Origin of the sequence: Brevibacterium oceani, from assembly GCF_013623835.1 — a bacterium.
Lineage (GTDB): Bacteria > Actinomycetota > Actinomycetes > Actinomycetales > Brevibacteriaceae > Brevibacterium > Brevibacterium oceani.
Genome location: NZ_JABKDE010000004.1, coordinates 247,918 through 272,811, shown reverse-complemented (window position 1 = coordinate 272,811; position 24,894 = coordinate 247,918). Strand labels below are relative to the sequence as shown.

General features: G+C 66.2%; 26 protein-coding genes. 11 read left to right on the top strand and 15 right to left on the bottom strand.

Translation table 11 applies throughout. The annotated features are described in order from the left end of the window. Positions 1-27: 27 nt before the first annotated feature. The 10 genes from HK401_RS10685 to HK401_RS10640 all read right to left on the bottom strand — a co-directional run bounded on the left by HK401_RS10685 (position 28) and on the right by HK401_RS10640 (position 12,143). A complete protein-coding gene (locus tag HK401_RS10685; protein WP_181274648.1) occupies positions 28-960 on the bottom strand; it encodes a metallophosphoesterase in 933 nt (310 codons plus the stop codon). An 85-nt stretch (positions 961-1,045) separates the two neighbouring features. Next, complete coding sequence (locus HK401_RS10680) at positions 1,046-1,957, bottom strand: metal ABC transporter permease (protein WP_181274647.1); 912 nt, start codon at positions 1,955-1,957, stop codon at positions 1,046-1,048. Beyond that, the gene (locus HK401_RS10675) at positions 1,954-2,820 is read right to left on the bottom strand and encodes a metal ABC transporter ATP-binding protein (RefSeq protein WP_181274646.1); all 867 of its coding nucleotides are present in this window, start codon (positions 2,818-2,820) and stop codon (positions 1,954-1,956) included. Before HK401_RS10675 ends, HK401_RS10680 begins: the two co-directional genes overlap by 4 nt. Before the next feature lie 2 nt (positions 2,821-2,822). After that, positions 2,823-3,920 (bottom strand): metal ABC transporter solute-binding protein, Zn/Mn family, encoded by a 1,098-nt coding sequence (locus tag HK401_RS10670; RefSeq protein ID WP_181274645.1) that lies wholly within the window; start codon positions 3,918-3,920, stop codon positions 2,823-2,825. Positions 3,921-4,258: 338 nt separating this feature from the next. Then, a complete protein-coding gene (locus tag HK401_RS10665; protein ID WP_181274644.1) occupies positions 4,259-5,311 on the bottom strand; it encodes an aspartate-semialdehyde dehydrogenase in 1,053 nt (350 codons plus the stop codon). After that, positions 5,308-6,633 (bottom strand): aspartate kinase, encoded by a 1,326-nt coding sequence (locus HK401_RS10660; protein ID WP_181274643.1) that lies wholly within the window; start codon positions 6,631-6,633, stop codon positions 5,308-5,310. The genes HK401_RS10665 and HK401_RS10660 overlap by 4 nt, the downstream gene beginning before the upstream one ends. Before the next feature lie 319 nt (positions 6,634-6,952). Next, entirely contained in the window at positions 6,953-7,186 is a 234-nt protein-coding gene (locus HK401_RS10655) for a helix-turn-helix domain-containing protein (RefSeq protein ID WP_181274642.1), read from the bottom strand. Beyond that, positions 7,186-7,815, bottom strand: coding sequence for a DUF2975 domain-containing protein (locus HK401_RS10650; protein ID WP_181274641.1), 630 nt, complete (start codon positions 7,813-7,815; stop codon positions 7,186-7,188). Before HK401_RS10650 ends, HK401_RS10655 begins: the two co-directional genes overlap by 1 nt. Positions 7,816-8,004: 189 nt before the next feature. After that, positions 8,005-8,610 (bottom strand): recombination mediator RecR, encoded by a 606-nt coding sequence (recR, locus tag HK401_RS10645; RefSeq protein WP_181274640.1) that lies wholly within the window; start codon positions 8,608-8,610, stop codon positions 8,005-8,007. After that, positions 8,607-12,143: a DNA polymerase III subunit gamma and tau gene (locus tag HK401_RS10640; RefSeq protein WP_181274639.1), complete on the bottom strand. Its 3,537-nt coding sequence runs from the start codon at positions 12,141-12,143 to the stop codon at positions 8,607-8,609. Before HK401_RS10640 ends, recR begins: the two co-directional genes overlap by 4 nt. A gap of 138 nt (positions 12,144-12,281) precedes the next feature. On the opposite strand from HK401_RS10640, the gene HK401_RS10635 reads away from it, so the two are divergent. Genes HK401_RS10635 through HK401_RS10625 form a run of 3 tightly spaced genes read left to right on the top strand, consistent with a single transcriptional unit; the run spans position 12,282 to position 14,272 of the window. Beyond that, positions 12,282-12,947, top strand: a complete 666-nt coding sequence (locus HK401_RS10635; RefSeq protein ID WP_181274638.1) for a DUF1707 SHOCT-like domain-containing protein — start codon at positions 12,282-12,284, stop codon at positions 12,945-12,947. Then, on the top strand, positions 12,944-13,165 hold the full coding sequence (locus HK401_RS10630; protein ID WP_181274637.1) for a hypothetical protein: 222 nt from the start codon (positions 12,944-12,946) through the stop codon (positions 13,163-13,165). Before HK401_RS10635 ends, HK401_RS10630 begins: the two co-directional genes overlap by 4 nt. Positions 13,166-13,225: 60 nt before the next feature. Next, entirely contained in the window at positions 13,226-14,272 is a 1,047-nt protein-coding gene (locus tag HK401_RS10625) for a GNAT family N-acetyltransferase (RefSeq protein WP_181274636.1), read from the top strand. Between the two features lie 68 nt (positions 14,273-14,340). Here HK401_RS10625 and HK401_RS10620 read toward each other — a convergent pair whose 3' ends face one another. From HK401_RS10620 to HK401_RS10610, 3 genes are all read right to left on the bottom strand, one after another. Then, positions 14,341-14,754 carry a DUF4190 domain-containing protein gene (locus HK401_RS10620; protein ID WP_181274635.1) on the bottom strand — a complete coding sequence of 138 codons (414 nt, stop codon included), beginning with the start codon at positions 14,752-14,754 and terminating at the stop codon, positions 14,341-14,343. A 105-nt stretch (positions 14,755-14,859) separates the two neighbouring features. Further along, complete coding sequence (locus HK401_RS10615) at positions 14,860-15,450, bottom strand: TIGR03085 family metal-binding protein (RefSeq protein ID WP_181274634.1); 591 nt, start codon at positions 15,448-15,450, stop codon at positions 14,860-14,862. A gap of 102 nt (positions 15,451-15,552) precedes the next feature. After that, entirely contained in the window at positions 15,553-16,464 is a 912-nt protein-coding gene (locus HK401_RS10610) for a Sir2 family NAD-dependent protein deacetylase (protein WP_181274633.1), read from the bottom strand. A 57-nt stretch (positions 16,465-16,521) separates the two neighbouring features. Between HK401_RS10610 and HK401_RS10605 the strand changes: the two genes are divergently transcribed. From HK401_RS10605 to HK401_RS10570, 8 genes are all read left to right on the top strand, one after another. After that, positions 16,522-16,971 (top strand): flavodoxin family protein, encoded by a 450-nt coding sequence (locus HK401_RS10605; RefSeq protein WP_181274632.1) that lies wholly within the window; start codon positions 16,522-16,524, stop codon positions 16,969-16,971. Between the two features lie 154 nt (positions 16,972-17,125). After that, positions 17,126-17,548: a hypothetical protein gene (locus HK401_RS10600; RefSeq protein ID WP_181274631.1), complete on the top strand. Its 423-nt coding sequence runs from the start codon at positions 17,126-17,128 to the stop codon at positions 17,546-17,548. Positions 17,549-17,725: 177 nt separating this feature from the next. Further along, positions 17,726-18,112, top strand: coding sequence for a winged helix-turn-helix domain-containing protein (locus HK401_RS10595; RefSeq protein WP_181274630.1), 387 nt, complete (start codon positions 17,726-17,728; stop codon positions 18,110-18,112). Between the two features lie 35 nt (positions 18,113-18,147). After that, the gene (locus HK401_RS10590; RefSeq protein ID WP_181274629.1) at positions 18,148-18,981 is read left to right on the top strand and encodes a helix-turn-helix domain-containing protein; all 834 of its coding nucleotides are present in this window, start codon (positions 18,148-18,150) and stop codon (positions 18,979-18,981) included. A 119-nt stretch (positions 18,982-19,100) separates the two neighbouring features. Further along, positions 19,101-20,129, top strand: a complete 1,029-nt coding sequence (locus HK401_RS10585; protein ID WP_181274628.1) for an iron-siderophore ABC transporter substrate-binding protein — start codon at positions 19,101-19,103, stop codon at positions 20,127-20,129. Between the two features lie 15 nt (positions 20,130-20,144). Then, positions 20,145-21,185 carry a FecCD family ABC transporter permease gene (locus HK401_RS10580; protein WP_181274627.1) on the top strand — a complete coding sequence of 347 codons (1,041 nt, stop codon included), beginning with the start codon at positions 20,145-20,147 and terminating at the stop codon, positions 21,183-21,185. Continuing rightward, positions 21,182-22,243, top strand: a complete 1,062-nt coding sequence (locus tag HK401_RS10575) for a FecCD family ABC transporter permease (RefSeq protein ID WP_309135962.1) — start codon at positions 21,182-21,184, stop codon at positions 22,241-22,243. The genes HK401_RS10580 and HK401_RS10575 overlap by 4 nt, the downstream gene beginning before the upstream one ends. Beyond that, complete coding sequence (locus tag HK401_RS10570) at positions 22,240-23,043, top strand: ABC transporter ATP-binding protein (RefSeq protein ID WP_181274626.1); 804 nt, start codon at positions 22,240-22,242, stop codon at positions 23,041-23,043. The genes HK401_RS10575 and HK401_RS10570 overlap by 4 nt, the downstream gene beginning before the upstream one ends. A gap of 3 nt (positions 23,044-23,046) precedes the next feature. Here HK401_RS10570 and HK401_RS10565 read toward each other — a convergent pair whose 3' ends face one another. Continuing rightward, positions 23,047-23,712 carry a DNA alkylation repair protein gene (locus tag HK401_RS10565; RefSeq protein ID WP_181274625.1) on the bottom strand — a complete coding sequence of 222 codons (666 nt, stop codon included), beginning with the start codon at positions 23,710-23,712 and terminating at the stop codon, positions 23,047-23,049. Between the two features lie 87 nt (positions 23,713-23,799). Beyond that, positions 23,800-24,861: an FUSC family protein gene (locus HK401_RS10560; protein WP_309135974.1), complete on the bottom strand. Its 1,062-nt coding sequence runs from the start codon at positions 24,859-24,861 to the stop codon at positions 23,800-23,802. Positions 24,862-24,894 lie beyond the last annotated feature (33 nt).

Genomic DNA, 24,894 nt, shown 5'->3' with positions numbered 1-24,894 from the left:
GCAAATCTTCAGAAACCGCTGAACGAGTCAGACCCGGGCGACGAGTTCGAGGACGCTGACTTCCGGTCGGCAGGCGAAACGCACAGGTGAGTACGGTGAGAAGCCGAGGCCGGCGGAGATCTCGACGAGGCTGCCACGATAGGAAAAGACGCCTCTCGCGCGTGTCCGATCCAGATCGCAGTTCGTCACCGGTGCTCCCCAGAAGGGCACCCGGATCTGTCCGCCGTGCGTGTGCCCGGCCATGATGAGATCCGCCCCCGCCGAGGCGAACGCCTCCAAGGTCCGCGAATACGGGGCATGCGTCACGCCCACCTTGAGACCGGCCTCCGGGTCGAAGCGCGGATGCTCGAGCACGCCGTCTCCCGCCGCTTCCCCACTCCACCGGATGCGGTCACGGTCGATGTGAGCATCACCGAGACCGGAGAAATCGATGCGGGTGCCCTTGATTGTCAGGGCCGCCTCGGCGTTGTCGAGGAAATGCCAACCGGCCCCGCCCGTCGCGGATTCGCCTTCGAACCCGCGAACAAGGGCCTTGACGTCGAGGTCGGGGTCGACACGGTGCTTGACCTCCGAGGGGGAACGCAGATACTTCGCCGGATTCTTCGCCTGCGGAGAGAAGAAGTCGTTCGACCCGAGGACGAAGACGCCGGGAACGTCGAGCAGGCCCGAGAAGACGTCGAGGACCTCGGGCACGATGTCGGCGGAGAGGTTGTCGCCGGTGTTGACGACGAGATCCGGCTGCAGCCGGGTGAGCGCCTTGACCCAGGAGGCGCGGTGCTTCTGCCACGGTGCCAGGTGCAGGTCGGCGACGTGGAGGACGCGGATGCTCTGCGCCCCGGCCGGCAGGATCGGCAGGGTATGTCGACGGATGGCGAAGAGATGCGGTTCGATGACCGCACCCCAGATGCCGGCGGCCGCGGGGACGGCGAGAGCACCGGCGAGGAGAGCGCGCTTCTTCATTTCCCCAACTCTATCCCCTCCCCTTGCTACCTGACGGCGGCCCAGCAACCTCGCGCCACGTTGCTGCGCCGCCGTCAGGTAGCAATTAAGGGGTGGCGGGCTGGGATGTGTTGTGGTCTTTGGCCGCACGAGCGGCGCGGCGTCGGTGCAGGGACTTCATCCGGCGTCCCCCGACGAGGCGGCAGACGACGTAGATGAGGAACGAGATCGTCGTGACGAACGGGCTGATCGGTACCACGGGAGAACCCAGGGCGATGAGGATGCCGCCCACCGAGGCTGTCACCGCGAAGATCACACTGAGCACCGGCACCCACACTGGGGAGGCGGAGAGCTGCGTGGCCGCGGCCGCCGGGGTGATGAGCAGGGCGAGGACGAGGAGGACGCCGACGACCTGCACGCTCAGCGCCACCGCCAGTCCGAGGGTGAGCATGAAGACGATCGTCAGCAACGAGACCGGCACTCCCTTGGCCCGGGCCACCTCGGGATCGAGGCTGGAGAACAGCAGCGGGCGCCACACGATCACAAGCACCACCAGAACCGCGAGGGCACAGATGATCAGGGTGAGGATCTGGCTCGGGGTGATCGCGACGATCTGCCCGGTCAGCAGCCCGAACTTGTTGGCTGCGCGCCCGTCATAGAGGGCGAGGAAGAGGATCGCCAACCCCAGACCGAACGGCATGAGCACACCGATGATGGCGTTCTTCTCCGAGGCCTTGGCTCCGCCGACTCCGATGATCAGTGCCGCCACGATCGATCCGACGATCGATCCGGCGACGACGTCGAAGCCGATGAGCAGGGCGAAGGCGGCTCCCGCGAAGGAGAGTTCGGAGACTCCGTGGACGGCGAAGGGAATGTCGCGGGCCATGACGAAGACGCTGATGAGACCCCCGACGACGCCGAGGAGTGCGGCAGCGATGAGGGAATTGGCCAGCAGACCGACGAGTTCGCCGTAGTCTTCGAAGGTGAAGAGGTTGCCGAAGATCTCTGTGATACTCATCGGTTCACCGCCGCGTCCAGATCGAATTCCTCATCGGGCATGTGATGGTGGTCCACGCACTCCTCTTCGCCGCCGACGACGACGAGGCGTCCACCGACCTGCACGACCTCGACCGGGGAGCCGTAGAGGCGGGACAGCGACTCGGTGGTCATCACCTCGGCGGGGGTGCCGACGAGGAAGTGTCCGCCGACGATGTAGAGGATCCGGTCGACGTAGGGCAGGATCGGGTTGATCTCGTGGGTGACGAAGACAACCGCGGTGTCAGGTTCGACCCGCTGCTCATTCAGCAGTGCCGCGACGACCTTCTGGTGATGCATATCGAGAGAGAGCAGCGGTTCGTCGCACAGGAGCACGGAGGGATCGTTGGCCAGGGACTGGGCCACTCGCAGTCGCTGCAGCTCACCGCCGGAGACGGTGCCCGCGGGCGCATCGGCGTAGTCGGTGGCACCGACAGCGGCGAGCAGCTCGTCGACCTTCTTCTTCCGGCCTCGCGAGAGCAGGCCCATCCCCCATTTGTGACCGTCGATGCCCATCCGCACGAGGTCGCGCCCGCGCATCGGGGTGTGCGGGTCGATTCCGCGCTGCTGGGGTATGTAGCCGATGGCCGGGTTGCCCGAATGGACCTGCCTGCCGCCGACCTCAGCAGTGCCGGCGGACAGCGTGTTCTGCCCGAGTAATACCTTGAGCAGCGAGGTCTTGCCGGTGCCGTTGGGGCCGAGGACCGCCACGAACTCCCCCGGCGCGACGTCGAGGTCGAGATCATGCCAGAGCACGCGGGGACCGAACCGCAGTTCGGCCCCGCGCAGGCGAATCACCGGCTCCCGGAGTGACGTCGGTGCGGAAGCGTCGGATTCTTTTGCCATTGTCAGTGTTTGTGTCCTTCGAGAGCTGTCGAGATGTCGGAGACGTAGCCGCCGATCCAGTCAGTGTAGTGCTCACCTTCCGGCATGGTCTCGGCGAGGTCGACGACCGGAACATCGGAGTCCTCAGCCGTGGACTTGAGCTCTTCCGCCTGCGGACCTGCCGCCTGAGTATTGTAACCAAGAACCACGGCTTCCCCGTCGGAGATCTGCTTCTTCGCGGCCTTGAGCACCAGAGGCGGCACATCATTGCCTTCTTCGACGGCCTCGAGGAACTCATCAGAGGTGATGTTCTCCAGACCCATATCGTCAAACAGCCACAGCGGCACAGGTTCGGTCGCCGCGGCCTTCTCGCCGCCGTGCTCCTTCTTCACCGCATCGATATCGTCCTGCAGCCCCCCGAGTTCACTCTTGTAGTCCTTCGCATTCGCAGCGAAGTCGTCCTTGTGCTCCGGCAGAGCCTCGCCGAGGTGGTCGGCCACTTCGTCGACGAGCTTCGTCATCGTCGGCACCGAGTACCAGACATGTTCGTTGAACTCGCCGTGATCGTGGCCCTCGTGGTCATGTCCTTCGTGCTCTTCCTCGGAGTGCTCATCGCCCTCGTCGGAGTGCTCGTGCTCGTCACCCTCTTCGTGGGTGTGACCGCCACCGTGGGCCTCTTCCTCATCATCACCGTGTTCGTGCCCGTGGTCGTGAGGTTCGTTGCCGAGGCCCTCGGAACCGGGAAGACCGGAGATCGAGACAGCATCGATCGTCTCCACATCAGCATCCGAGGCTTCGAGCATCGTGGTCATGAAGGCGTCGTAGCCGCCGCCGTTCTCCACGACGAGGTCGGCCTTCGACAGCTTGAGACGGTCCTGTGTGGTCGCCTCGTAGGAGTGCGGGTCCTGGTTCGGGTCATCGATGATCGGGGTCACTTCCGCGAAGTCTCCGGCAACCTGGGAGACGATGTCGGCGTAGACGTTCGTCGAGGTGACGACCTTCAGATCCCCCGAACCGGAGTCAGAGCCGGAAGCGGCAGATCCTCCTCCGCAACCGCTGAGGACCAAGGCCGTCGAGGCGGCGATGGCTCCGGTGGTGAGAGCGATGCGGGAAGATGTCATGGTGGGCCTTTCAAAACTGAGTTCAACGTGGTCAACATCGACGACGATACTCAGATCAGCGGCTCGCCACTAATATAAATATTTATATATAGCAACGCTTTTATGTGTTGCGGCGCGCTCGCCGCACCTCCGGCCCTCAGGTAGCGCAAAACTCGAAAAGCACGTCGCTGACGACGCGTCTTTCGAGTTTCGCGTTACCCGAGCGGCCAAGCGATGCTCCCGCGAGACGACGAACCGCCCGGGAGAATCCTCCCGGGCGGTTCATGGTCTCAGCTGCCGCGCTGCCCCCAGCCTTTCGGGGGCCGATCGCGACGATCACCTCACCGAGGCGGCTGCGATCAGGCGGCCTGTGCCTCGAGCTTCGCGGCCAGCAGGCCGGCGATCTGCACGGTGTTGAGTGCCGCACCCTTGCGCAGGTTGTCGTTGGATACGAAGAGGACGAGTCCCTTGCCGGCTGGTGCCGACTGGTCCGCGCGGATGCGTCCCACGAAGCTGGGGTTCTTCCCTGCGGCCTTGAGAGGGGTCGGAACCTCGTCGAGGACGACTCCGGGAGCCTGACCGAGCACCTCTGTGGCCTTCTCGGGGCTGATCTCCGAGTCGAACTCGGCGTGGATGCTCAGGCTGTGGCCGGTGAAGACGGGCACGCGCACGCAGGTGCCGGCGACCAGGAGCTCGGGCAGGCCGAGGATCTTCCGGCTCTCGTTGCGCAGCTTCTTCTCTTCGTCGGTCTCGTTCTGACCATCGTCGACGACCGATCCGGCCATCGGCAGAACGTTGAACGCGATCGGTTCGACGTAGTTCTCCGGTGCCGGCAGGTTCACAGCGTTTCCGTCCGTGGTGAGCTTCCGGGCATCGGGGATGCCGGCCTCGAGCTGGCTGGCGAGTTCCTCGACTCCAGACAGGCCCGAACCGGACACCGCCTGGTAGGTCGCGACGATGAGGCGGGACAGTCCCGCCTCGGCGTGGAGAGCCTTGAGCACGGGCATGGCGGCCATGGTCGTGCAGTTGGGGTTCGCGATGATGCCCTTGGACACCGCGTCGAGAGCCTCGGGGTTGACCTCGCTGACGACGAGCGGAACCTCTGGGTCCGAGCGCCAAGCCGAGGAGTTGTCGACGACGATGACCCCGGCGGCGGCGAAACGCTCTGCCTGGGCACGCGAGGTCGTTCCGCCGGCGGAGAACAGGGCGATGTCGAGTCCGGACGGATCCGCCTCGGCGGTGTCTTCGACGGTGATGGACTGGCCCTTGAAGTCAACGGTCTTCCCGGCCGAACGGGCCGAGGCGAACAGGCGCAGGGTCCCGATCTCGAACCCGGGATCGTCGGCCAGGAGGTCGAGCATGACGCCTCCGACTTGGCCGGTTGCTCCGACTACTCCGATATTCACACTCATCGTCCGGTACCTCCGTACACCACTGCTTCGTTGTCTTCGCTGTCGAGTCCGTAGGCGGCGTGCGCGGCCCGGACGGCGTCGTCGAGCAGGTCTGCTCGGGTGACGACGCTGATGCGGATCTCCGAGGTGGAGATCATGTCGATGTTGACCTGGGCGTCGCTGAGCGCCTCGAACAGGGTCGCGGTTACGCCCGGGTGGGAGCGCATACCGGCGCCGACGACAGAGAGCTTTCCGATCTGGTCGTCGTAGCGGACCTGGTCGAAGCCGATCTCGGCCTTGACCGCGTCGAGAGCTTCGAGCGCCTTGGCTCCGTCGTCCATGGGCAGGGTGAAGGAGATGTCCGTCTTGCCCGGCTCACGGGTGGAGATGTTCTGGACGATCATGTCGATGTTCGCCTCTTGCTTGGCCAGGGTCTTGAAGATCTCGGCCGCCTTGCCCGGGACATCGGGAACGCCGACGATCGTGACCTTGGCCTCCGACCGGTCATGGGCGACGCCAGAGATGATTGCCTGTTCCATGGTGGACTCCGTTTCTGATTCCGCTTCCGGGGTCGATGGTCCCCGTCCCTGTCGGAAGGCTTCTGGGATGGGTGAATCGGTCACCCAGGTTCCTTGGTTGCGAGAGAATGAGGACCGCACATGCACGGGCACGTTGTAGCGGCGGGCGTATTCGACGCAGCGGAGCATGAGGACCTTGGCGCCCGAGGCGGCCATCTCCATCATCTCCTCATACCCGATCTCATCGATCTTGCGTGCCGTGGGCACGATGCGCGGATCGGCGGTGAAGACGCCGTCGACATCGGTGTAGATCTCACACACATCGGCATCGAGGGAGGCAGCCAGCGCCACGGCCGTGGTGTCGGAGCCGCCGCGGCCGAGTGTGGTGATGTTCTTCGCAGTCTGGCTGACTCCCTGGAATCCGGCGACGATGGCGACGTATCCCTCGTCGAGGGAGGAGCGGATGCGGCCGGGGGTGACGTCGATGATGCGGGCCTTGCCGAACTGCTCATCGGTGATGACGCCGGCCTGAGAACCGGTGAATGACTGGGCTTCGAAGCCGAGGTTGGCGATCGCCATGGCCAGGACCGCCATCGAGATGCGCTCACCGGCGGTCAGCAGCATGTCGAGTTCGCGGGCGGGGGGCATGGGAGAGACCTGTTGGGCCAAGTCGATGAGATCGTCGGTACTGTCTCCCATGGCCGACACCACGACGACTACCTCGTGGCCGGCTTGACGGTACTCGACAATTCGTTTGGCCACCCGCTTGACCGATTCTGCATCGGCTACCGAGGACCCACCGAACTTCTGGACGACTATGCTCACTGAAGTATCTTCCTTATCGCTGATAAGTTCCGTGCCAGGCGATCGATTCCATGGTTCCAAACATGGAGATCTCGTGCTCCATCGATCAGGATTTCAGCCGTGTCGGGCTCCCGGCACCTCGACCATTGTATGAGGTAGGTCATTTCGGTTCACCTTCGACCGCCATTCAGACAGCCTCTGACCGGGCCGGATGCCGACCATCGGCGCCCCCTCCGTTCGCTGTCCTGATAGGCGAGACGCGGGTCGGTCGCAGGCCGTTCAGCCCCTGCTCAGAAATCGTTATATTGCAGGCATTGCGAGCCGCCGAGACCTCGACCGCTCACCTCGGTCGGCGTTCGACCGTGAAGAGGTCTCCGGGCTGGCAGTCGAGGACCTCGCACAAAGCGATGAGGGTGGAGTAGCGCACGGCCTTCGCCCTGTTGTTCTTGAGCACGGAGAGGTTCGCCAGGGAGACGCCGACGCGCTTGGACAATTCGGTGAGGCTGAGATCCCTCTGTGTGAGCAGCGCATCGAGGTGGCACATGACGCGTGATGAGTCGAACTCTTCGACCATCACACAAGCCCTTCGAGTTCTTCTTGGGCCTTCCGGCCCGAACGGAAGCAGCGGCGCAGCAGCTCGGCCCCGCCGAGGATTCCGAGAACCAGCCACGACTGCATCACGGTGATGCCCGGTCCGACTCCGTCACCGATGCCGATATCGGCGGCGATCCAGTTGCTGCCGAGCATCATGGTGATGAAGTAGATGATCCATCCGATTACCACGATCCAGGTGAGCACGCTGAAGGCGCGGGACGCCCGGGACGTGAAAGGGGTGCCTGCGGCGATGTCACGGATGACCGGCACAAGGGAGATCGCAGCGCCGAGAACGGTGAGGATGAGAGCGATCTTCGCGATGATCACGAAGACCACTGCCCCCGCGGAGACATCGCCGGTAGCCACGGAGATCTCGGTGAGTCCGCGCAACGAGGCGGTGCCGTTCGGGACGTCGAGCGCGGACACCGCGTCATCTTCGAAGTCCACCGACAGCGAGACCTCGGAATGGACGAGTCCGGTGATGAGATCGGTGACTGCGTAGACGACGTAGAGCCCCACCGCCAGACCGATCCAGAGTTCGTAACCGGTGCCGAAGGCCTTGCGCTTCTGTGGATCATCGTGCGGCTTCTGTTCGGACGTCGGTGACATGACAGTGCCTTTCCGCCTGGACGGGCGATCGACCGAGCACTCGGTCCTCGTCCCGCCGTTGTCGAACGCTTATCGTTTCTCGATATATCGATAAACAATATATTTCACGATTATCGATATGGTGTCAAGGGTGCGAATGACCGCGGTTCAGTTCAGGACAAGCCGACTGGGCGAAGGCCGGGACGGCGTTCAGTCGATCTCGCGGCGGCCGGAGAATGCCCGGCCGAGAGTGACCTCATCGGCATATTCGAGGTCACCGCCGACGGGCAGGCCCGAGGCCAGGCGAGTCACGGTCACACCGAGCGAACCGAGCAGCCTGACGAGGTAGGTGGCGGTTGCTTCGCCTTCGAGGTTCGGGTCGGTCGCGATGACGGTCTCCTTGACCTCACCGTCCTGCAGGCGGGTCATGAGTTCCTTGATCCGCAGGTTGTCCGGACCGACGCCGGCCATCGGATCGATCGCTCCCCCGAGGACGTGATAGAGACCCCGGTATTCGCGGGTGCGTTCGATCGCGACGACGTCCTTGGGCTCTTCGACCACGCAGATCATCGACCGGTCGCGACGCGGGTCCTGGCAGACCGTGCATTCGGCCTCTTCGGACACGTTGCCGCAGATTTCGCAGAACCGCACACGTTTCTTCACGTCGGTGAGCGCCTGCGCGAGCGCGTTGACGTCGCTGGAGTCGGTCTGGAGGATGTGGAAGGCGAGTCGCTGCGCCGATTTCGGCCCGATGCCCGGAAGCTTGCCGAACTCTTCGACGAGATCCTGGAGGGCACCTTCGTAGACAGCGCTCATACTTCTCTTTCGTCAATGATTTCGCCGCCGAGGACGCGTGCGATCACGTCGACCCCGATCTGGGGTGCCTCGGAGACGTCGAGGTCCGTTTCCGGATCATACTCGTCCTCGTCCGATCCCGTGGCCTGCGGGTAGGGGTCGGACCCCGGCGCCGAGGCGGCGCTGGGCTGGGTGCTGGCCCCGGCGTTGGTCTGTGGGGCAGATCCGAAATCAGTTCCACCGGGCGGAGTCGTGTGGACACCGTGCTTCTCCGCGAGGGCGGCGAAGCGGGACTTGAAGGGTTTGGATTCGTTTGCGCGGTTCGGCGGCGGGGTGTGGGCGAGGGACGATGTCTGCACGGCCGATGCCGCGGCCTCTCCCCCGAAGTCACCGGTGTCACTGAGGTCGGGGTAGTCGAGGTCGTCGTCGGGTGGAGGCACGACCACGGCTCCGACATCGACCGCACCGCTGCCTGCGCTCGTCGTATCGACATCGGCGGAAGCGGTGGCCGTCGGACCGGTGTCGGGTCCATCGTGCCAGTTCGGCTCGTCCCACCGCGGCTGGACGTATTCCATCGTTGAGTTGTCGTCATCGTGCGACAGACCCGGTTCATCGGATGGCTGCGACTGCGCATCCGGGGAATGCGCGTGCCCTTCATCGGCCGGTGTCTCGCCCTCGGGATGTGCCGACCGACTGTCGGATCGCCAGTCCTGGTCGCCAGAATCTGCGCCGCTGCCACCGACACCTTCGGGCGCCTGGTCGACGGGAGCTCCGAAGAAGTCATCGTCGGAGAGATCGGGCACGACGATCTCCGGGGCATCGGCTTCGGCGCCATGTTCGTCGGCAACGGTGGCGGGCTCGACCGGTGTGTCCGATTCGTCCGGGTGCGCCTGTGTGGCGGCACCTTCGTTCGCAGCGTGGTCGTCGACAAGGTCGGCGATGCCAGACTCGGGGGCGCCGAACTCTGGCTTGTCCGGATTCGCCGGAGCCTGTTCGGACTCGCCCTCGTCGTCGGGGCGGTTGTTCTCAGGAGTCGGTTCGCTGGGTGGCCCCGGCTGTTCTCCCTCCTCGTCGTCGGAGGACCAGGGGCCTTGAGTCGGTCCGCTGGGCTCCCAGAACTTCTCGTGATCGACCCGTGGTTTGTCGACTTCGCGGGTGCCGACGACCGCGGCGACTTCCTGCGGGCTCGGGCGGCGCTGGCTGGGCGCCGGGCCGTGATTGCCCCCGGCGTCGTTCATAGGCGGGGCCGAAGCTCCCTTGCCCTGATGTCCGCCGGATGCGTTTCCGCCTCCGATCCGGCCGACATCGCCGACGTCGATGCGCGCCTGGATGCCGAGCACGTCGTTGATGGCGGCGGCCAGTTTGGCGCCATGGTCGCGCTGTTGGAAGCCCTGGACGGATCCGGGATTGTTGAAGCCGAGGTAGACGACCCCGTCGGAGAATGACTGCGGAATCGCGTTGGCCGCGATGATCGCGCGGGTGAGGCGGCTGCGCTTCTCGACGGCGGCGAGAATGCTCGGCCAGGCGCGACGGATCGCTTCGATCTCTCCGCCGATATCTCCCGATCCCGCCACCGAGGTGGCTTCGGGTGCCGCTGCCTGCTCAGTCTGCGAGGTCTCCCCCTGCCCGGAGGGCGACGACGAGTCCGGTGCCGACACTGGCCCCTGTTCGGAAGCGGTCGGTTCGGGCACCTGACGCTGTGGTTCGGCCGGTGGCGCGGCCGGTTCGGGCCGCTGGTTCTCGGGCTGCTGGTTCCCCGGCTCCGGCGCGGATGCTGATTCGCGGCGAGGATCCTGCGCTCGTTCGTCGCTACGCGGAGATGCTGATGCGGCCGCAGATTCCGACGGGTGAGTGGGCCGCTCCGGCTGTGCGGACCGATCGGTCTGTGCAGATCGGTCAGTCTGAGCGGATCGGTCATGCTGCGCGGGCCGGTCGGACTGGACCGGTCGATCCTGCTGGGCCTGCTGCGGCCGCTGAGACTCCTGAGACTGCTCCGGCCGCTGCACCGGCTGCGCCCCCTCCGGCTGAGACTGACCCGGCTGGACCGGTCGATCCCGCTGGGCCGGCTGCGCCTGAGACTCCTGGAACTGATCAGGCTGAGCCGGTGTATTGGGCTCGTTGAGCATCGATTCTGCGGCGACGGCCATGGCGGCGATGTCATCGAAGTCGTCGTGATCGGCAGTCCGGGGCTGTCCCGCAGGTGCGTTTGCCGCCTGCGCTCCGTCGCCTCGTCCGGCAACGCCCGTCGGCTCCAGCCCGGCGGGGCGCCCCTGACCCGACGCCTGACCAGGCGCTTGGCCCTGCGTCTGGCCAGCAACCTGCCCCGACCCCGGAGCCTGACCCTGGTCCGGTGCCTGCGCCGGGGGCAGATTCGCTGCCACACCGGTGGCCGACATGCCGATCCGACGCTCCATCCGCTCCATGCGGCTGAGCACGGCGTCGCGGCTGCGACCGGAACCAGGCAGCAGAATGCGCGCGCAGATGAGTTCGAGCTGCAGCCTCGGCGAGGTCGCCCCCGACATCTCGGTCAATCCCTCATTGAGCAGATCCGCGGCGCGGGAGAGCTCCCCCTGGCCGAAGCCGGCGGCCTGCAGGGTGAGCCGTTCCAACCGGTCCGGCGGCACCTCGGGCAGGAAGGCATGGGCCGCCTCGGGGGCAGCATTGATGACGATGAGATCGCGGAAGCGCTCGAGCAGGTCCTCGACGAAGCGCCTGGGGTCCTGACCGGATTCGATGACGCGTTCGACGGCACGGTAGACCCCTCCACCATCACCGGCGGAGAAGGCATCGACGATGTCGGAGAGCAGCGAGTCCGGGGTGTAGCCGAGCAGCGCGATGGCCCGGCCGTAGTCGACTCCGTCGGGCCCCGAACCGGCGATGAGCTGATCGAGCACGGACAGGGTGTCGCGCACGGAACCGCCGCCGGCACGCACGACCAGGGGCAGCACGCCCTTGGCGACGTTGACATCCTCCCGACCGCACAGATCCTCGAGGTAGTTCGTCAGCGCCTCGGGCGGGACCAGCCGGAAGGGATAGTGGTGGGTTCGCGAACGGATCGTGCCGATGACCTTCTCCGGCTCGGTGGTCGCGAAGACGAACTTGATGTGCGGCGGCGGTTCCTCGACGATCTTGAGCAGGGCGTTGAATCCCTGCGATGTGACCATATGCGCCTCATCGAGGATGAACACCTTGTACCGGTCGCGGGCAGGCGCATAGATCGCCCTCTCCCGCAGGTCACGGGCATCGTCGACACCGTTGTGGCTGGCCGCGTCGATCTCGACGACGTCGAGGGAACCGGGGCCGCCGTTGGCCAGGTCCCGACAGCTCGGGCATTCACCGCAGGGCACCGGTGTCGGCCCCTTCTCACAGTTGAGGCACCGGGCGAGGATCCGCGCCGAGGTGGTCTTTCCGCACCCGCGCGGCCCGGAGAACAGATAGGCATGGTTGATGCGGCCGCGGTCGATCGCGGCCTTCAGCGGATCGGTCACATGCTCTTGACCGATGACCTCGTCGAAGGTCTCTGGGCGGTATCTTCTGTACAGTGCGGTGGACACGTCCCCTAGCCTAATGCCAACGACTGACACGAGACACGGCCCCTGCGCCCTCCCCCGATCTCTCAGCTCCCTACCCCGTCACGGCCCCCGAGACTCCCGCCGTTGTCGCTCACCGCACGATCAGGCACGATAGAGATCATGACCCAGCCCAACCTCTCCGGTCCCGCCGACAACGACCCCGCGAAGACCTTCCGCATCGGCCACAAGGAACGTGACGAGGCGATCGAAGTCCTCCGCGAAGCCGCCGGGGACGGACGGATCACGGTCGATGAGCTCGACGAACGGATGGAGAAGGTCCACGCCGCGAAGTTCCCCATCGACCTCGACGAGGTGCTCGCCGACCTCACCACCGAACTTCCCTCCGATCGCTTCCGCCCCACCTCGGCGATCGCGCCCGCCGCTGACCGCGGGCAGGCGATCCAGGGACACAACCTCCTCGATCCGCTCGTCATCAAGGCCGGCTGGGAGTCCGAGGTCCGCCGCGCACGCTGGGCCGTGCCGCCTTACATCCGCTGCGAACCCTCGATGTCGAACATCGAGCTGAACTTCCTCGAGGTCGACACGGATCTGCAGACCATCGACGTCGAGATCGTCGCCGGCATGGGTTCGGTCACGGTCGTCATCCCCGATGACTGGGCTGTCAATGTCGACGAACTCTCGAAGTCCTGGGGCAGCGTGAAATCCGTGGTCAACGCCGTCCCCACCGGTCGCAAGCCGATCGTGCGGGTGGGCGGTTCGATCGGCATGGGCTCGTTCAAGGCCCGCTTCGCGAACTACTTCGACCGTCGACGAATGGCCAAATGATGGAACCCGGTCTCGGTGCGGTCATCTTCCTCACCTTCGCCATCATCATCGTCTTCAGCCTCGGCGCGTGGCTCGTCTACCGGGTGATGACCAAACCCGGCGCGCACATCGGCTCCCGCCTGCCCAAGCACGACCCCCACGCCGAGGCGGACCCCACCGATCCGTCCCACCTGGGCCCGGGTGACAGCCCCGATGACGGCTCCGACGAGCCTCGGTGAACCGGCTCCAGCGACCCCGATGTGCTTGAAAACACCTTCGGGCCGTGGTCGACTCATCTCATGTCTGAGATTCGGATCACCCGCATCGATCACACGGATGAGGACGCGCTGGTCGCATGGAACGACCTCATGCGCATCGCCTACACCGACGATCGCACTGCGGCCTGGTGGCGCAGCCCCGAAACGACGGTGACCCAGTTCGCCCATCCGCGCACGGACAAGACGGACATCGCATTGGTCGCCCACCTCGGTGAGGAGGCCGTCGGCGGAGCCGAGATCAACCTCACGGACGAATCGCCGGCGTATGCCGAGCTCGGGGTCATCCCGCCCCACCGTCGCCACGGTGTCGGCACTGCCCTCGCCGAGGCGGTCGAGCAGATCCTCGCCGACGTCGACAGACCGTCGGTGATCGTCCAGACCGAGACCTACTGCCCGGCCGGGGTCGCGTTCGCCGAGACACGGGGCATGAGTGTGGGCAATGAGGAGCACCGGCTGCTGCTCGATCTGCCCGCGTATCTGCGCGCCGATGCCGACCGGTACAAGGACTCTGGGGCCTCGACGACCGTGCCCGTGCTCAAGACGGAGCCGGACTTCTCGGTCACCTCGTGGATCGGTGCATGCCCGGAAGAGGTCCTCGAGTCCTGGACCAGGCTGCGGGAGCAGATGGATGAGGACGTACCCGTCGGTGACCTCACCCGACCGGTCACTCACGCGAGCACCGCCGCAATCCGCAGCCATGAGGAGCGGATGGACGATCAGGGGTGGGTCCTGGTCAGTTCGATGGCCCATGTGGGAGATCTCGCCGTCGGGTATACGGAGATCATGGTCTCGGTCCATGCCCCGGAGATCGTCATCCAGGAGGACACGCTCGTCGACCGCGCCTATCGGGGGCGGGGAATCGGTCGGGCGCTCAAGGTCGCGAATCTGCGTCAGCTGCCGGCGGTGCCGGCGACCGCCTCGGCGAAATGGGTGCAGACGTACACGGCGACGAACAACGGACCGATGCTCGCACTCAACCGGGATCTCGGCTTCAGCGTCGCGGACACGATGACGGCCCTCGAGTGTTCCGTCGGACACAGCGAAGCGGCGCCTCGCCCTCAGAAGTGAGGATGCGAGACGCCGCCGACCGGGGACCGTGGGCACTGCCGAGAGGCGGCCAGGTGGCCGAGCCGGACTCAGCCTGCCATGAGACCGGCGAGTCCGCTGACGATGCCGAACGAGATGCCGAGCACCCAGCCGAGGACGAGCAGTCCGAGGAAGACGTAGCCGAGGATGAGTCCCCACTTGCCCATCTCGTTGTCGGCGCGACCGTCCTCACGCGAGCGCCTGCGAGCGATGTGACCGGTGATGATGCCGACGACGGGGCCGATGAAGTTGAATCCGAGGAAGGTCGAGAGCGTAGCGACCAGTGAGATGATGCCGAGCACCTTGCCCGGGTCCTCCTCGGTGCGCTGATGCTGATAGCTGCCGGCGGCCTGGTAGCTCTGCGGGGCGTCCGGGTAGCCCAGCGGCGAATGGGGCGGCAGGGCCGGGCCGGTGCTCTGGGGCTGGTCGAACTGTCCGGGGGTCGGTGCGGGTGCTGCGTTCATGATGTGTGAGTCTCCTCTGCGATGGCTGATGAGACCAGCCTAGGAAGCCGCAGCCGCCTCGCGACAGGGACCAATCCCCCGATCCGGTGGAGGAAATCCCGACCTTCAGCGCACGTCGACGAGGGCGTGGTCCTGCCTGCCCATGAGGTAGAGGAGGAGCTCGAGCGGTGCACCGGTGATCGTGACGCCGTCGCCTTCGCGCTTCTTGCCGGCGGAGCGGGTGCCGAAGCCCGGTGCCTCGATCGTCACGGGGCCGTCGGCGTTCGCGGCAAAGGGAAGGAGTGCGACCTTCGTCTGCGCCCAGACGGTCGCGGTCTCCGACTGTGAGAGCCGGCGCGGGATCCACTCGATGGCTGCGCGGCGGATGTCCTCGTGGTGAACGAGGAATTCGGTCGTGTTCATCGCGGACTCGACGCCGGGCAGAGCACCCGGAGTCCACTTCGGCGGGGAGGCGACGAGGCCGAGCAGCTGAGCATAGGGCATCGACGCGTAGTCGTTCTCCTTCGCCCGTCTGCGGTCGTCGAACTTCGAGACGAAGATGCCCAGAGCCGCCGAGGGGTGGCGTTCGCGGATGATGAGGTGGGTGGCCAGGTCCCTGGTCGTCCACCCTTCGCATAATGTGGGGGCGTCCTCGCCCGCACGGCGGGCGGTGTCGACGAGTCGCAGTCGTTCGGCGCGAGCCAGATTGTCTCTCATGATTCTCAGTCTTTCATCCTCGGCTTGGACTCACCTGGACGTGGGCGAACCGCCTGACCTGCAGGCACGCCTCCACGGATGCGGGCCGCCTCGGCGGTAGTCTCACCTCGCTGCCCACCGGGTGACGAAATCGGCGACCCGGGAGATCGACCGATAGTCGGCGAGGTCGTCGCCGCGGGTGGGACCGTCGGTGACGATGACGACGGGCTTGCCGTCCTTCGCTGCGGCACGGACGAAGCGCAGGCCCGAAAGCACGGCGAGAGAGGACCCGAGCACGACGAGCCCGCGCGCGTCATCGCAGATCCGGTTCGCCTTCTGCAGCCGGGCCGGCGGCACCGAGTCGCCGAAGTAGACGACATCGGGTTTGAGCAGTCCCCCGCATTCGGGGCAATCGAGGACGACGAATCCCGCGGTGTCTTTGAGTTCGACGTCACCGTCGGGAGCGGTCTCGACGTCGATGGGGTCGATGCCGACCTCATGGGCGAAGTCCGGGTTGAGTTCGCTCAGTCTCCGCTGCACCCAATCGCGAGCGAACAGGTGCCCGTTCTTCAGGCAGATGACCCGGTCGAGGCTGCCGTGGAGGTCGATGACGGGACTGGGCGCGAGATCCGCGCCGCGGTCGGCACGGTCGGCGGCGACCGCCTCGGCGGCGGCCTGATGGAGTCCGTCGACGTTCTGGGTGACGATCCCGGCCACGGGCAGCCCAGCCAGCGCAAGGTGCCCGGCGTTCGGTCGGGCGCCGCGCATCCGGGGCCAGCCGACCCAGGAGCGCGCCCAGTACCGTGCTCGCTGATCCGGGTGGGAGAGGAATGTCTGGATGGTCATCGGGTTGCGCGGGGTCGCGTCGGGTCCCCGATAGTCGGGGACGCCGGAGTCCGTGCTCATCCCCGCGCCGGTGAGCACCGCCCAGTCCGCGCTCGCATAGTCGCCGGTGAGGACGTCGACGATCTCATCGTCGGGGTGGCTGGCTGCCGGACGGGTGCGTCCGCGCATCGGATCGAAGATGACGGCCATGGCACCACCTTATGCGCGGGGGCTGACCCGAGTCATTACCGGAGCTAGGGTGGGGACATGGTCAGCGTGCTGCTCGTTCATCACTCACCGTCCGATGCCACTTCGCAGATCGCCGAGGCGGCCCTGTCCGGGCTGCGCCTGCCCGAGCTCGGCGACATCGAGGTCACCGTCCGGCCGGCTTTGGAAGCCAGCGCCGAGGATGTGCTGGCCGCCGATGCGTATGTGCTCGGCACGACGGCGAACTTCGGCTACATCTCCGGTGCCCTCAAGCACTTCTTCGACACCACCTATGACGCCGTGCGCGAACCCACAGCGGGCCGGCCGTTCTCCTACTGGATCCACGGCGGCTACGACACCACCGGGGCCGAGACCGCAATGAAGCAGATCACGACCGGCCTGGGGTGGACGCTCGCCTTCGATCCGTTGATCTTCACGGGCGAGGTCACCGAGGACCACCTCGAGAAGGCCACAGAGCTCGCCGCCACGGTTGCCGCCTCGGCGCTCTGACGCACATCTCACCTCAGCACTCTGAGGCACCGGCCACCGCCGTTGAAATCCTTTTCGCGAAACTACTTTCCATATTGGAAAGTAGTTGGTACTGTGAAACTACTTCCACAGATCGCATCGGACTTCCGACCGATGCCCGAGCAGAGGATCCGACGTGAACACCACCCCCACCCCGGAACAGGCCAACGAACTCCTCGCCCAGGCCGAGGCCAGTCAGACACAGGCCCGCACAAACGACGCCTGGCCGCTGGTGACGCTGTTCTTCGTGCTCTCGGCCGGACTCTCGGTCGGGCTCGTCGCAGTCGGTCTCATCGAGGACAACACCACTCAGCTCATCGCCCTCGGGGCCGGACTCGCCTGGCTCGTGCCTGCCATGATCGTCTACCTCATCAAGGCTCTGAGCTGGAGCCGCCGCTCAACTGCCGTACTCATCATCTGGCTTGCCGTCATCTTCATCGGCTTCATCGGCGGCGTCATGGCCGACTCCCTCGCCACCTCGACACCGATCCCGTTCATCGCCGCCGGACTCCTCTGGGTCGCGGCTCCCATCTTCTCCCTGCTGGCCCTGCGCCGCTGAGGCAGCACTGAAGCGACGCGAACCGAGCGCAATACACCGATTGTTCGGTCGATCCACTGCGTTTCGAAGCACGATTTCGAGGCGGATCGACCGAACAATTTCGCCACCGCAGTCAGCAAACGGCACCTCGGCCAGTGGCCGGAACAACTCGACGAATTCATTGAAGGAGCACCCACGATGACGGCGAAACAGAACTCCACGACAGACCCCGACGACCCGCATGCAGCCGACGACGCACACGCGGCGGAGGAAAACGAGGTGATCCCCAACCTCGGCGATTCGATCGCACAGCTCGAACCGGACCTCAACAACCCCACTCGGCTGGGCATCGTCTCGAGCCTGAAGAACCGGGAGCGGGCGGAGTTCAAGCTGCTGCGCGACAGCCTCGGCGTCTCCGACTCCGTCCTCTCGCGCCACATCACCGCCCTGGAGAAGGTCGGACTGATCGACGTGAAGAAGGGGTATGTGGGCAAGCGGCCGCGCACCTGGGTCTCAATCAGCACCGAGGGACGGGGACGACTGGAGTCCCACATCCGTGCACTGCGCGAGCTCGCCGGCGGGTGAACCTACCGCACGCTGAGGCCGCGTATTCTGAGGCCGTGACCACGATCAAACCGTTCCACTCCCGGGACTCGGCCTCGGAGCACGTGACCGAGCGCCGCCTACCCCGCTATTCCGCGGGGCAGGTGCGTCTGCCGATGCAGATCCTCGGCTCCGCGGAGACGATGGACCGTGAGACCTACTGGGCGGAGCACTCGCATCCGACCCATGAGCTGCTGTGGCGGGACAGCGGTGTGGGAACGGTGACGATCGGCGCCCGGACGTGGACGATCACACCACCCTTGGGGATGTGGATTCCGGCCGGCGTTCCGCACTCCGGGTGGACGCCCGCCGGTGTGGTGGTCAATGCGGCCCAGTTCGACGTCGACGAACCCCCGATCAGCGATGTGCCGACGGCGGTGAGAATCTACCCACTGCTGCGCCTGCTGCTCGCCAGACTGCAGACCCTGGAGCCGCAGACCGAGTCCTATGTGCTGACCGAGGCGATGATCCTCGATGTCATGTCACCGGCCGAGCACGAGGTCCTCCTCCACCGTCCGACCGCCGAGCTGCTGGCACCGATCATCGACGCCGTGCTCACCGACCCGAGCGATCCCACGACCCTGCAGGAATGGGCAACGCGCCTAGGCACGAGTGCCCGCACCATCACGCGCGCCTTCGCTGCCGAGACGGGCCTGAGTTTCAACCGGTGGGTCACGACCGCCCGCATCCAACATGCGATCACCCTCATCGGTCTCGGCCATGAGATCCAGGACGCCGCCGTCGATGTCGGCTACGCCTCGGCGAGCGCCTTCACCACAGCATTCAAACGGATCACCGGGACCACCCCGGCCCAATTCAGAGCCGAGCCTCCCATCATCGTGTCCGATTGACGAAACCGACTGTCGGAATTGCTCGATTGCGCCAACCCTTTCCCTCGGATAATTTGATGAGGCACACCTAATTAATTCTTCTTTCCAGGTGTGTCTCAAGCATCTTGCGAAAGGCAGCAATGACCCGTTCAGTCCGCGCCCTGGCCATCTCCGCCGCCATGGCCACCGCCCTCGTCCTCTCGGCCTGCTCGTCACCGGACTCCTCCGCCGATGCCGATTCCGGTGACGGCTCCTGGGAGCCGGTGACGATCGAACACGCCCTCGGCACGACGAAGATCGAGAACAAGCCCGAACGGGTCGCCACCGTCAATTGGGCCAACCACGAGGTGCCGCTGGCCCTCGGCGTCGTCCCCGTCGGTATGGCCAGTGCCGACTTCGGCGACGACGACGGCAATGGTGTCCTGCCCTGGGTCGAGGACAAGCTCGAGGAGCTCGATGCGGAGACCCCGACCCTGTTCGACGAGACCGACGGCATCGACTTCGAGGCCGTCGCGGACACGAAGCCCGATGTCATCCTCGCCGGCTATTCGGGTCTGAGCCAGGAGGACTACGACACTCTGTCGGAGATCGCGCCGGTCGTCGCCTACCCGGAGACGGCGTGGGGCACGCCGTGGCGGGAGATGATCGAGATCAACAGCGAAGCCATCGGCATGAAGGACGAGGGCGAGAAGCTCATCGGCGACCTCGAATCCGAGATCGATGAGAAGGTCGCCGACCACCCGGTGATCAAGGACAAGTCGACGATGTTCCTCACCCACGTCGACCCCTCCGACCTCTCCGAGGTCAACTTCTACACCACACATGACACCAGGGCGATGTTCTTCGACGACCTCGGAATGAAGGCACCTGAGAGCATCGCGAAAGCCTCGGAGGAGACCGACCAGTTCTCCTCGAAGGTCAGCGCCGAGCAGGCCGATGTCTTCGACGACGTCGACATCATCGTCACCTACGGCGATGACAAACTCGTCAAGACCCTCGAAGACGACGAACTGCTCTCGCAGATGCCCGCGGTGAAGAACGACGCGATCGTCAACCTGCCCGGCGATCAGCCCCTGGGCACCGCGGCGAACCCGACTCCGCTGTCGATCTCGTTCATCCTCGACGACTATCTCGACGAGCTCGACGCGGCCGCGTCGAACGGCGAGTAGGACGCACCGACCTCGATGACCGTTCCCACCACCGTCGAGTCGACCGCCGCCCGGCTGCGGCGGTCGACTCACGTCCGCCTCCTGTGGATGTGTGCCGCCCTCGTCCTCGTCGTCGCCCTCATGATCGCCTCGATCATGATCGGCTCCCGCAGCGTCGACCTCGGCGATGTGCTCGCCGCACTCGGCGGATCCGCCACGGGCTTCGACCAGGCCGCCGTGGCCAAACGCATCCCGCGGACCCTGCTGGCCGTCTGCGTCGGCGCCGCCCTCGGCGTCTCCGGCGCCGTGATGCAGGGAGTGACCCGCAACCCTCTGGCCGATCCCGGCATCCTCGGCGTCAACACCGGCGCCTCCCTGGCCGTGGTCATCGGCATCGCGAGCTTCGGCCTCACCAGCGCGTCCGGCTACATCTGGTTCGCCATCGGCGGTGCCGCCATCACCTCGGTGTTCGTCTACGCCGTCGGCTCGCTGGGCCGGCAGGGAGCGACCCCGCTCAAGCTCGCCTTGGCCGGTGCCGCCACCGCTGCCGCCCTGTCCTCGTTCATCTCCGCCGTCGTCCTCCCCCGCGGTGACATCGCCGACCTCGCCCGCGACTGGCAGATCGGCGGAGTCGGCGGAGTGACGATGGACTCGGTCGAACTCATCCTGCCCTTCCTCGCAGGCGGCTTCCTCCTCAGCATCTACTGCGCGCCGGGGCTCAATGCCCTGGCCCTCGGCGACGAACTTGCCGCCGGCCTCGGTCAGCACGTGGGCCTGACCCGAGCCCTGTCCGCCGCCGGCGCCGTCGTCCTCTGCGGTGCCGCCACCGCCGTGGCCGGGCCCATCGGCTTCCTCGGACTCGTCATCCCCCACGCCTGCCGGCTGCTCATCGGCGTCGATCACCGGTGGCTGCTGCCGTTCTCCGCGGTCACCGGCGCCGGCCTGCTCACCGCCTCGGACAGCCTCGGACGCATCGTCGCCCGCCCCGCCGAACTCGACGTCGGCATCCTCACCGCGCTCATCGGCGCACCGCTCTTCATCGTGATCGTCCGCCGTCAGAAGGTGAGGTCGCTGTGAGTCCGACCCCCACCCGTTCGCTGATTCCGTCCACCACCGCCGAGGCGGTCGCCGGGCTCCGTCGTGCCCGCACCCGACGGTGGGCGTCGGTCGTGACCGTCCTGTCCGTGCTCGTCATCGCCGTCTTCGTCGCCAGTCTGATGATCGGACAGACCTTCTACCCCATCGACGAGGTGGCCCGTGTCGTCGCCGGCCAGCAGGTGCCCGGGGCCTCGTTCACCGTCGGTCGCCTCCGCCTGCCCCGAGCGGTCCTGGCGGTGCTCGTCGGACTGTGCTTCGGCCTCGGCGGAGTGACCTTCCAGACGATGCTGCGCAACCCCCTGGCCAGCCCCGACATCATCGGCATCAGCTCCGGAGCCTCTGCCGCCGCGGTGTTCGGCATCGTCACCCTCGGCCTCGGCAGCACGGGCGTCTCGGTCCTCGCGATCGTCGCGGGCCTCGGAGTCGCCCTGCTCATCTACGCCCTCGCGTTCAAGAACGGGGCCGCCGGAATCCGCCTCATCCTCGTGGGCATCGGCATCTCCTCGATGCTCACGGCACTGATCAATTGGGAGCTGACCCGCGCCGCGCAATGGGATCTGCAAGAGGCGCTGCGGTGGCTGGCCGGCAGTCTCAACGGAGCGAACTGGGATGCGGTGATCCCGGTGCTCATCGCGCTCGTGATCCTCTCCCCGCTGCTGATCGGCCAGTCGAAGAGCCTCTCGATCACCCAGCTCGGGGACGACACCGCCGAGGCGCTCGGCGTCGGGGTCTCCCGGACCCGGCTGTTCGTCATCGTCACCGCCGTCGGACTCATCGCCTTCGCGACCGCGGCGGCCGGGCCCGTCGCGTTCGTTGCGTTCCTGTCCGGTCCGATCGCCGCCCGGCTCACCGGTCCCGGCCCTTCCCCGCTCATTCCCGCCGGACTCGTCGGGGCGCTGCTGGTGCTCACCGCAGACCTCGTCGGCCAGTTCGCTCTGGGCACCCGATATCCGGTCGGCGTCGTCACGGGCATCCTCGGTGCCCCGTACCTTCTCTACCTCATCATCAGGATCAATCGTTCGGGAGGCTCCCTGTGACCACGGATCATTCGCTCTCAGCTGAGGATCTGCACCTGTCCTACGGAGACGCCGACATCATCTCCGGCCTGAGCCTGGAACTGCCGGCCGGGGACATCACCGGCATCGTCGGTGCCAATGCCTGCGGCAAGTCGACCCTGCTGAAGTCGATGTCGCGCCTGCTCACCCCGCGCCAGGGGCGGGTGATCCTCGACGGGCGTCAGGTGCATTCGATGCCGGCCAAGCAGCTGGCCCGGACCTTGGGCCTGCTCCCGCAGACGCCGATCGCCCCGGAGGGCATCACCGTGGCCGATCTCGTCGGGCGCGGCAGGCATCCGCATCAGGGGGCGTTCTCCCGGTGGAGTGCCGCCGATGATCTCGCCGTCGCCGAGGCGCTCGATGTCACCGGGACCGCCGACCTCGCCGATCGGTCCGTCGACGAGCTCTCCGGCGGTCAGCGGCAACGGGTGTGGATCGCGATGGCCCTGGCTCAGCAGACCGACATCCTGCTGCTCGATGAGCCCACGACGTTCCTCGACGTCAACCATCAGGTCGAGGTGCTCGACCTGCTCACCGAACTCAATGCACGCTCCGGGGTCACGATCGTCATGGTCCTCCACGACCTCAACCTCGCCGCCCGCTACTGTGATCGGCTGGTCATGCTCGCCGGAGGTGGAATCCACGCCGCAGGCACCCCCGCCGAGGTGCTCACCGAGGACAACGTCGAAGAGGTGTTCGGTCTGGCGAACCGGATCATCGACGACCCCGTGTCCGGTCAGCCGCTGATGCTGCCGATCGGCCGCCACCGGACCCTCTGCTGAACCTCAGCCCTCCGTGCCCCGACGCACCATCTCCCTGATCCAGATGGGGGCGAAGGGCGAGGTGCATCCCGGGGACGTCGGGTAGTCACGGAGCACACCGAGGCGCTCGCCGATGTCGATGGCCCGGTCACGCAGCCCCGGGTTCTCGATGCCGATGGCGGCAAGGGTCTCATTCATCGCCCACTGCAGTCGTTCGGGCGCATCGGCCATCTCGGCCTCGATCACATCCAGCAGGCCGGGCAGGTCGAGCCCCTGGGGACGACGGTTGACCCGTTCTGCGGTCAGCGCCCAACCGGCAGAGGCCACCACCGGGTCGGAGTGATCCATCCAGGACCGCCGGAGTGCTTCGACGTGTGGAGACTTCTTGACGATGTAGCTGACCAGCCAGCCATGGACCTTCGGAACCCGGGAATCGCGAAGCATCGCCTCGAGCTGTTCCCGACTCCACGATTTGGGGCGCATGATGAGGATCGCGACGAGACGGGCCGCAGTGTCACCGGTCTCCCACAGCTCAGCGGCGAGTTCGTCGTTCTTCTTCAGGTCTTTCGCCACGGCGCGCAGCTTCGTGAGGTTGACTGCGTGATCGTCGCCGTGACGCTGATTGACCGCGCGGATCTTCTCGTCCTCAAGTGAGGCCAGGGTGGAGAGCACCTCGGTGCTGGTGGTCATCGTTGCCTCCCGGATCTGGTCGGACGGTGTGAGCCGATGATAGCGAAGAAGCGGCCCGACCGCCGCAGGTCGCTCTCAGCGGTCCACTCAGTCGTCATCATCGGAATGCGGAGACGCCGCGATCTCGGCCGCACGCTTCCTCTCCCGACTGAACCCGAGGAGGACGACGACGAGTCCGACCAGGACGCCGATGACGGTTTCGATGGCCCGTGAGGTCAGCAGTTCCGCCACCGGCTGCGGGTGGCCGAGCTGCGTCATCAGCAGCGCCAGCGGGGTGATGAAGAGCAGCGCCACCGAATAGTTGCGCAGCACGAAGATCTCGGCGAAGAACTGCAGCAGAATGACCCAGACGACGAGCTGCCAGTCTGCGGTGGGGAAGGACAGCAGGAAGGCGGTGACGACGACACCGCCGAGGGTGCCCACCACTCTGTGCAGGCCGCGTTTGAGCCTGGCCGAACGCCCCGGCGGGGTGATCGGGGCGACGGCGGCGACCATCGCCCAGTAGCTGTGGGAGAGGATCGGCAGCACGTCGATGAGCAGGGTGCCGAGGATCCCGGCGACGAGCGGGGCGATCGTGAAGCGGGTGGCGTGGGCGGCGAGGTCGGCCTTGCCCACCGGGGAGAGTCCGACCCGGACATAGGACTGCTTCTCCGGCGGCATCCGTTCCCCGACGAGGTGGGCGAGTGCTCCCAGGCCGATGCTCACCAGCGCCGAGGCGGCCGCCACCCCGATCGCGATCGGCACCGGCGATCCGTGCGGGATCGACCCGACGGCTCCGGTGGCGAAGATGAAGAAGATCGACCCGCCCGGTTTGAGGCGAAAGCGCAGGGCCAGGGCCGCGCCGAGTCCCGAGACCAGTGAGGTCACGACGATGAGCACCCAGATCGAGGCGTGCGCGGTGGACAGCGTGGCACCGATGCCGACGCAGACGACGAGGATGATCGCCGCGATCGACTGCCGCCGGGTGCGTGAACGTGGGGCTTCGAACCGGGCGTAGATGCCGGTGAATGCTCCGAACGCGGCGTAGACGGCGAGGTCGAGGCGGTCGATTCCGAGCAGCACGAGCAGCGGGATGGCGACTCCCAAGGCGATGCGGAACGCGGGGATGTGGTCGCGTTCGCCCGGTGGGATGCGGAAGAACTCCTGCACGTGACTCAAACGGATTCGGCCTCTTTCGGATTC

Bases quoted from the DNA above. Each gene is read 5' to 3' on its own strand.
- HK401_RS10685 (WP_181274648.1), bottom strand. From the start codon at position 960: ATGAAGAAGCGCGCTCTCCTCGCCGGTGCTCTCGCCGTCCCCGCGGCC.
- HK401_RS10680 (WP_181274647.1), bottom strand. From the start codon at position 1,957: ATGAGTATCACAGAGATCTTCGGCAACCTCTTCACCTTCGAAGACTAC.
- HK401_RS10675 (WP_181274646.1), bottom strand. From the start codon at position 2,820: ATGGCAAAAGAATCCGACGCTTCCGCACCGACGTCACTCCGGGAGCCG.
- HK401_RS10670 (WP_181274645.1), bottom strand. From the start codon at position 3,920: ATGACATCTTCCCGCATCGCTCTCACCACCGGAGCCATCGCCGCCTCG.
- HK401_RS10665 (WP_181274644.1), bottom strand. From the start codon at position 5,311: ATGAGTGTGAATATCGGAGTAGTCGGAGCAACCGGCCAAGTCGGAGGC.
- HK401_RS10655 (WP_181274642.1), bottom strand. From the start codon at position 7,186: ATGGTCGAAGAGTTCGACTCATCACGCGTCATGTGCCACCTCGATGCG.
- HK401_RS10650 (WP_181274641.1), bottom strand. From the start codon at position 7,815: ATGTCACCGACGTCCGAACAGAAGCCGCACGATGATCCACAGAAGCGC.
- recR (WP_181274640.1), bottom strand. From the start codon at position 8,610: ATGAGCGCTGTCTACGAAGGTGCCCTCCAGGATCTCGTCGAAGAGTTC.
- HK401_RS10635 (WP_181274638.1), top strand. From the start codon at position 12,282: ATGACCCAGCCCAACCTCTCCGGTCCCGCCGACAACGACCCCGCGAAG.
- HK401_RS10630 (WP_181274637.1), top strand. From the start codon at position 12,944: ATGATGGAACCCGGTCTCGGTGCGGTCATCTTCCTCACCTTCGCCATC.
- HK401_RS10625 (WP_181274636.1), top strand. From the start codon at position 13,226: ATGTCTGAGATTCGGATCACCCGCATCGATCACACGGATGAGGACGCG.
- HK401_RS10620 (WP_181274635.1), bottom strand. From the start codon at position 14,754: ATGAACGCAGCACCCGCACCGACCCCCGGACAGTTCGACCAGCCCCAG.
- HK401_RS10615 (WP_181274634.1), bottom strand. From the start codon at position 15,450: ATGAGAGACAATCTGGCTCGCGCCGAACGACTGCGACTCGTCGACACC.
- HK401_RS10610 (WP_181274633.1), bottom strand. From the start codon at position 16,464: ATGGCCGTCATCTTCGATCCGATGCGCGGACGCACCCGTCCGGCAGCC.
- HK401_RS10605 (WP_181274632.1), top strand. From the start codon at position 16,522: ATGGTCAGCGTGCTGCTCGTTCATCACTCACCGTCCGATGCCACTTCG.
- HK401_RS10595 (WP_181274630.1), top strand. From the start codon at position 17,726: ATGACGGCGAAACAGAACTCCACGACAGACCCCGACGACCCGCATGCA.
- HK401_RS10585 (WP_181274628.1), top strand. From the start codon at position 19,101: ATGACCCGTTCAGTCCGCGCCCTGGCCATCTCCGCCGCCATGGCCACC.
- HK401_RS10580 (WP_181274627.1), top strand. From the start codon at position 20,145: ATGACCGTTCCCACCACCGTCGAGTCGACCGCCGCCCGGCTGCGGCGG.
- HK401_RS10565 (WP_181274625.1), bottom strand. From the start codon at position 23,712: ATGACCACCAGCACCGAGGTGCTCTCCACCCTGGCCTCACTTGAGGAC.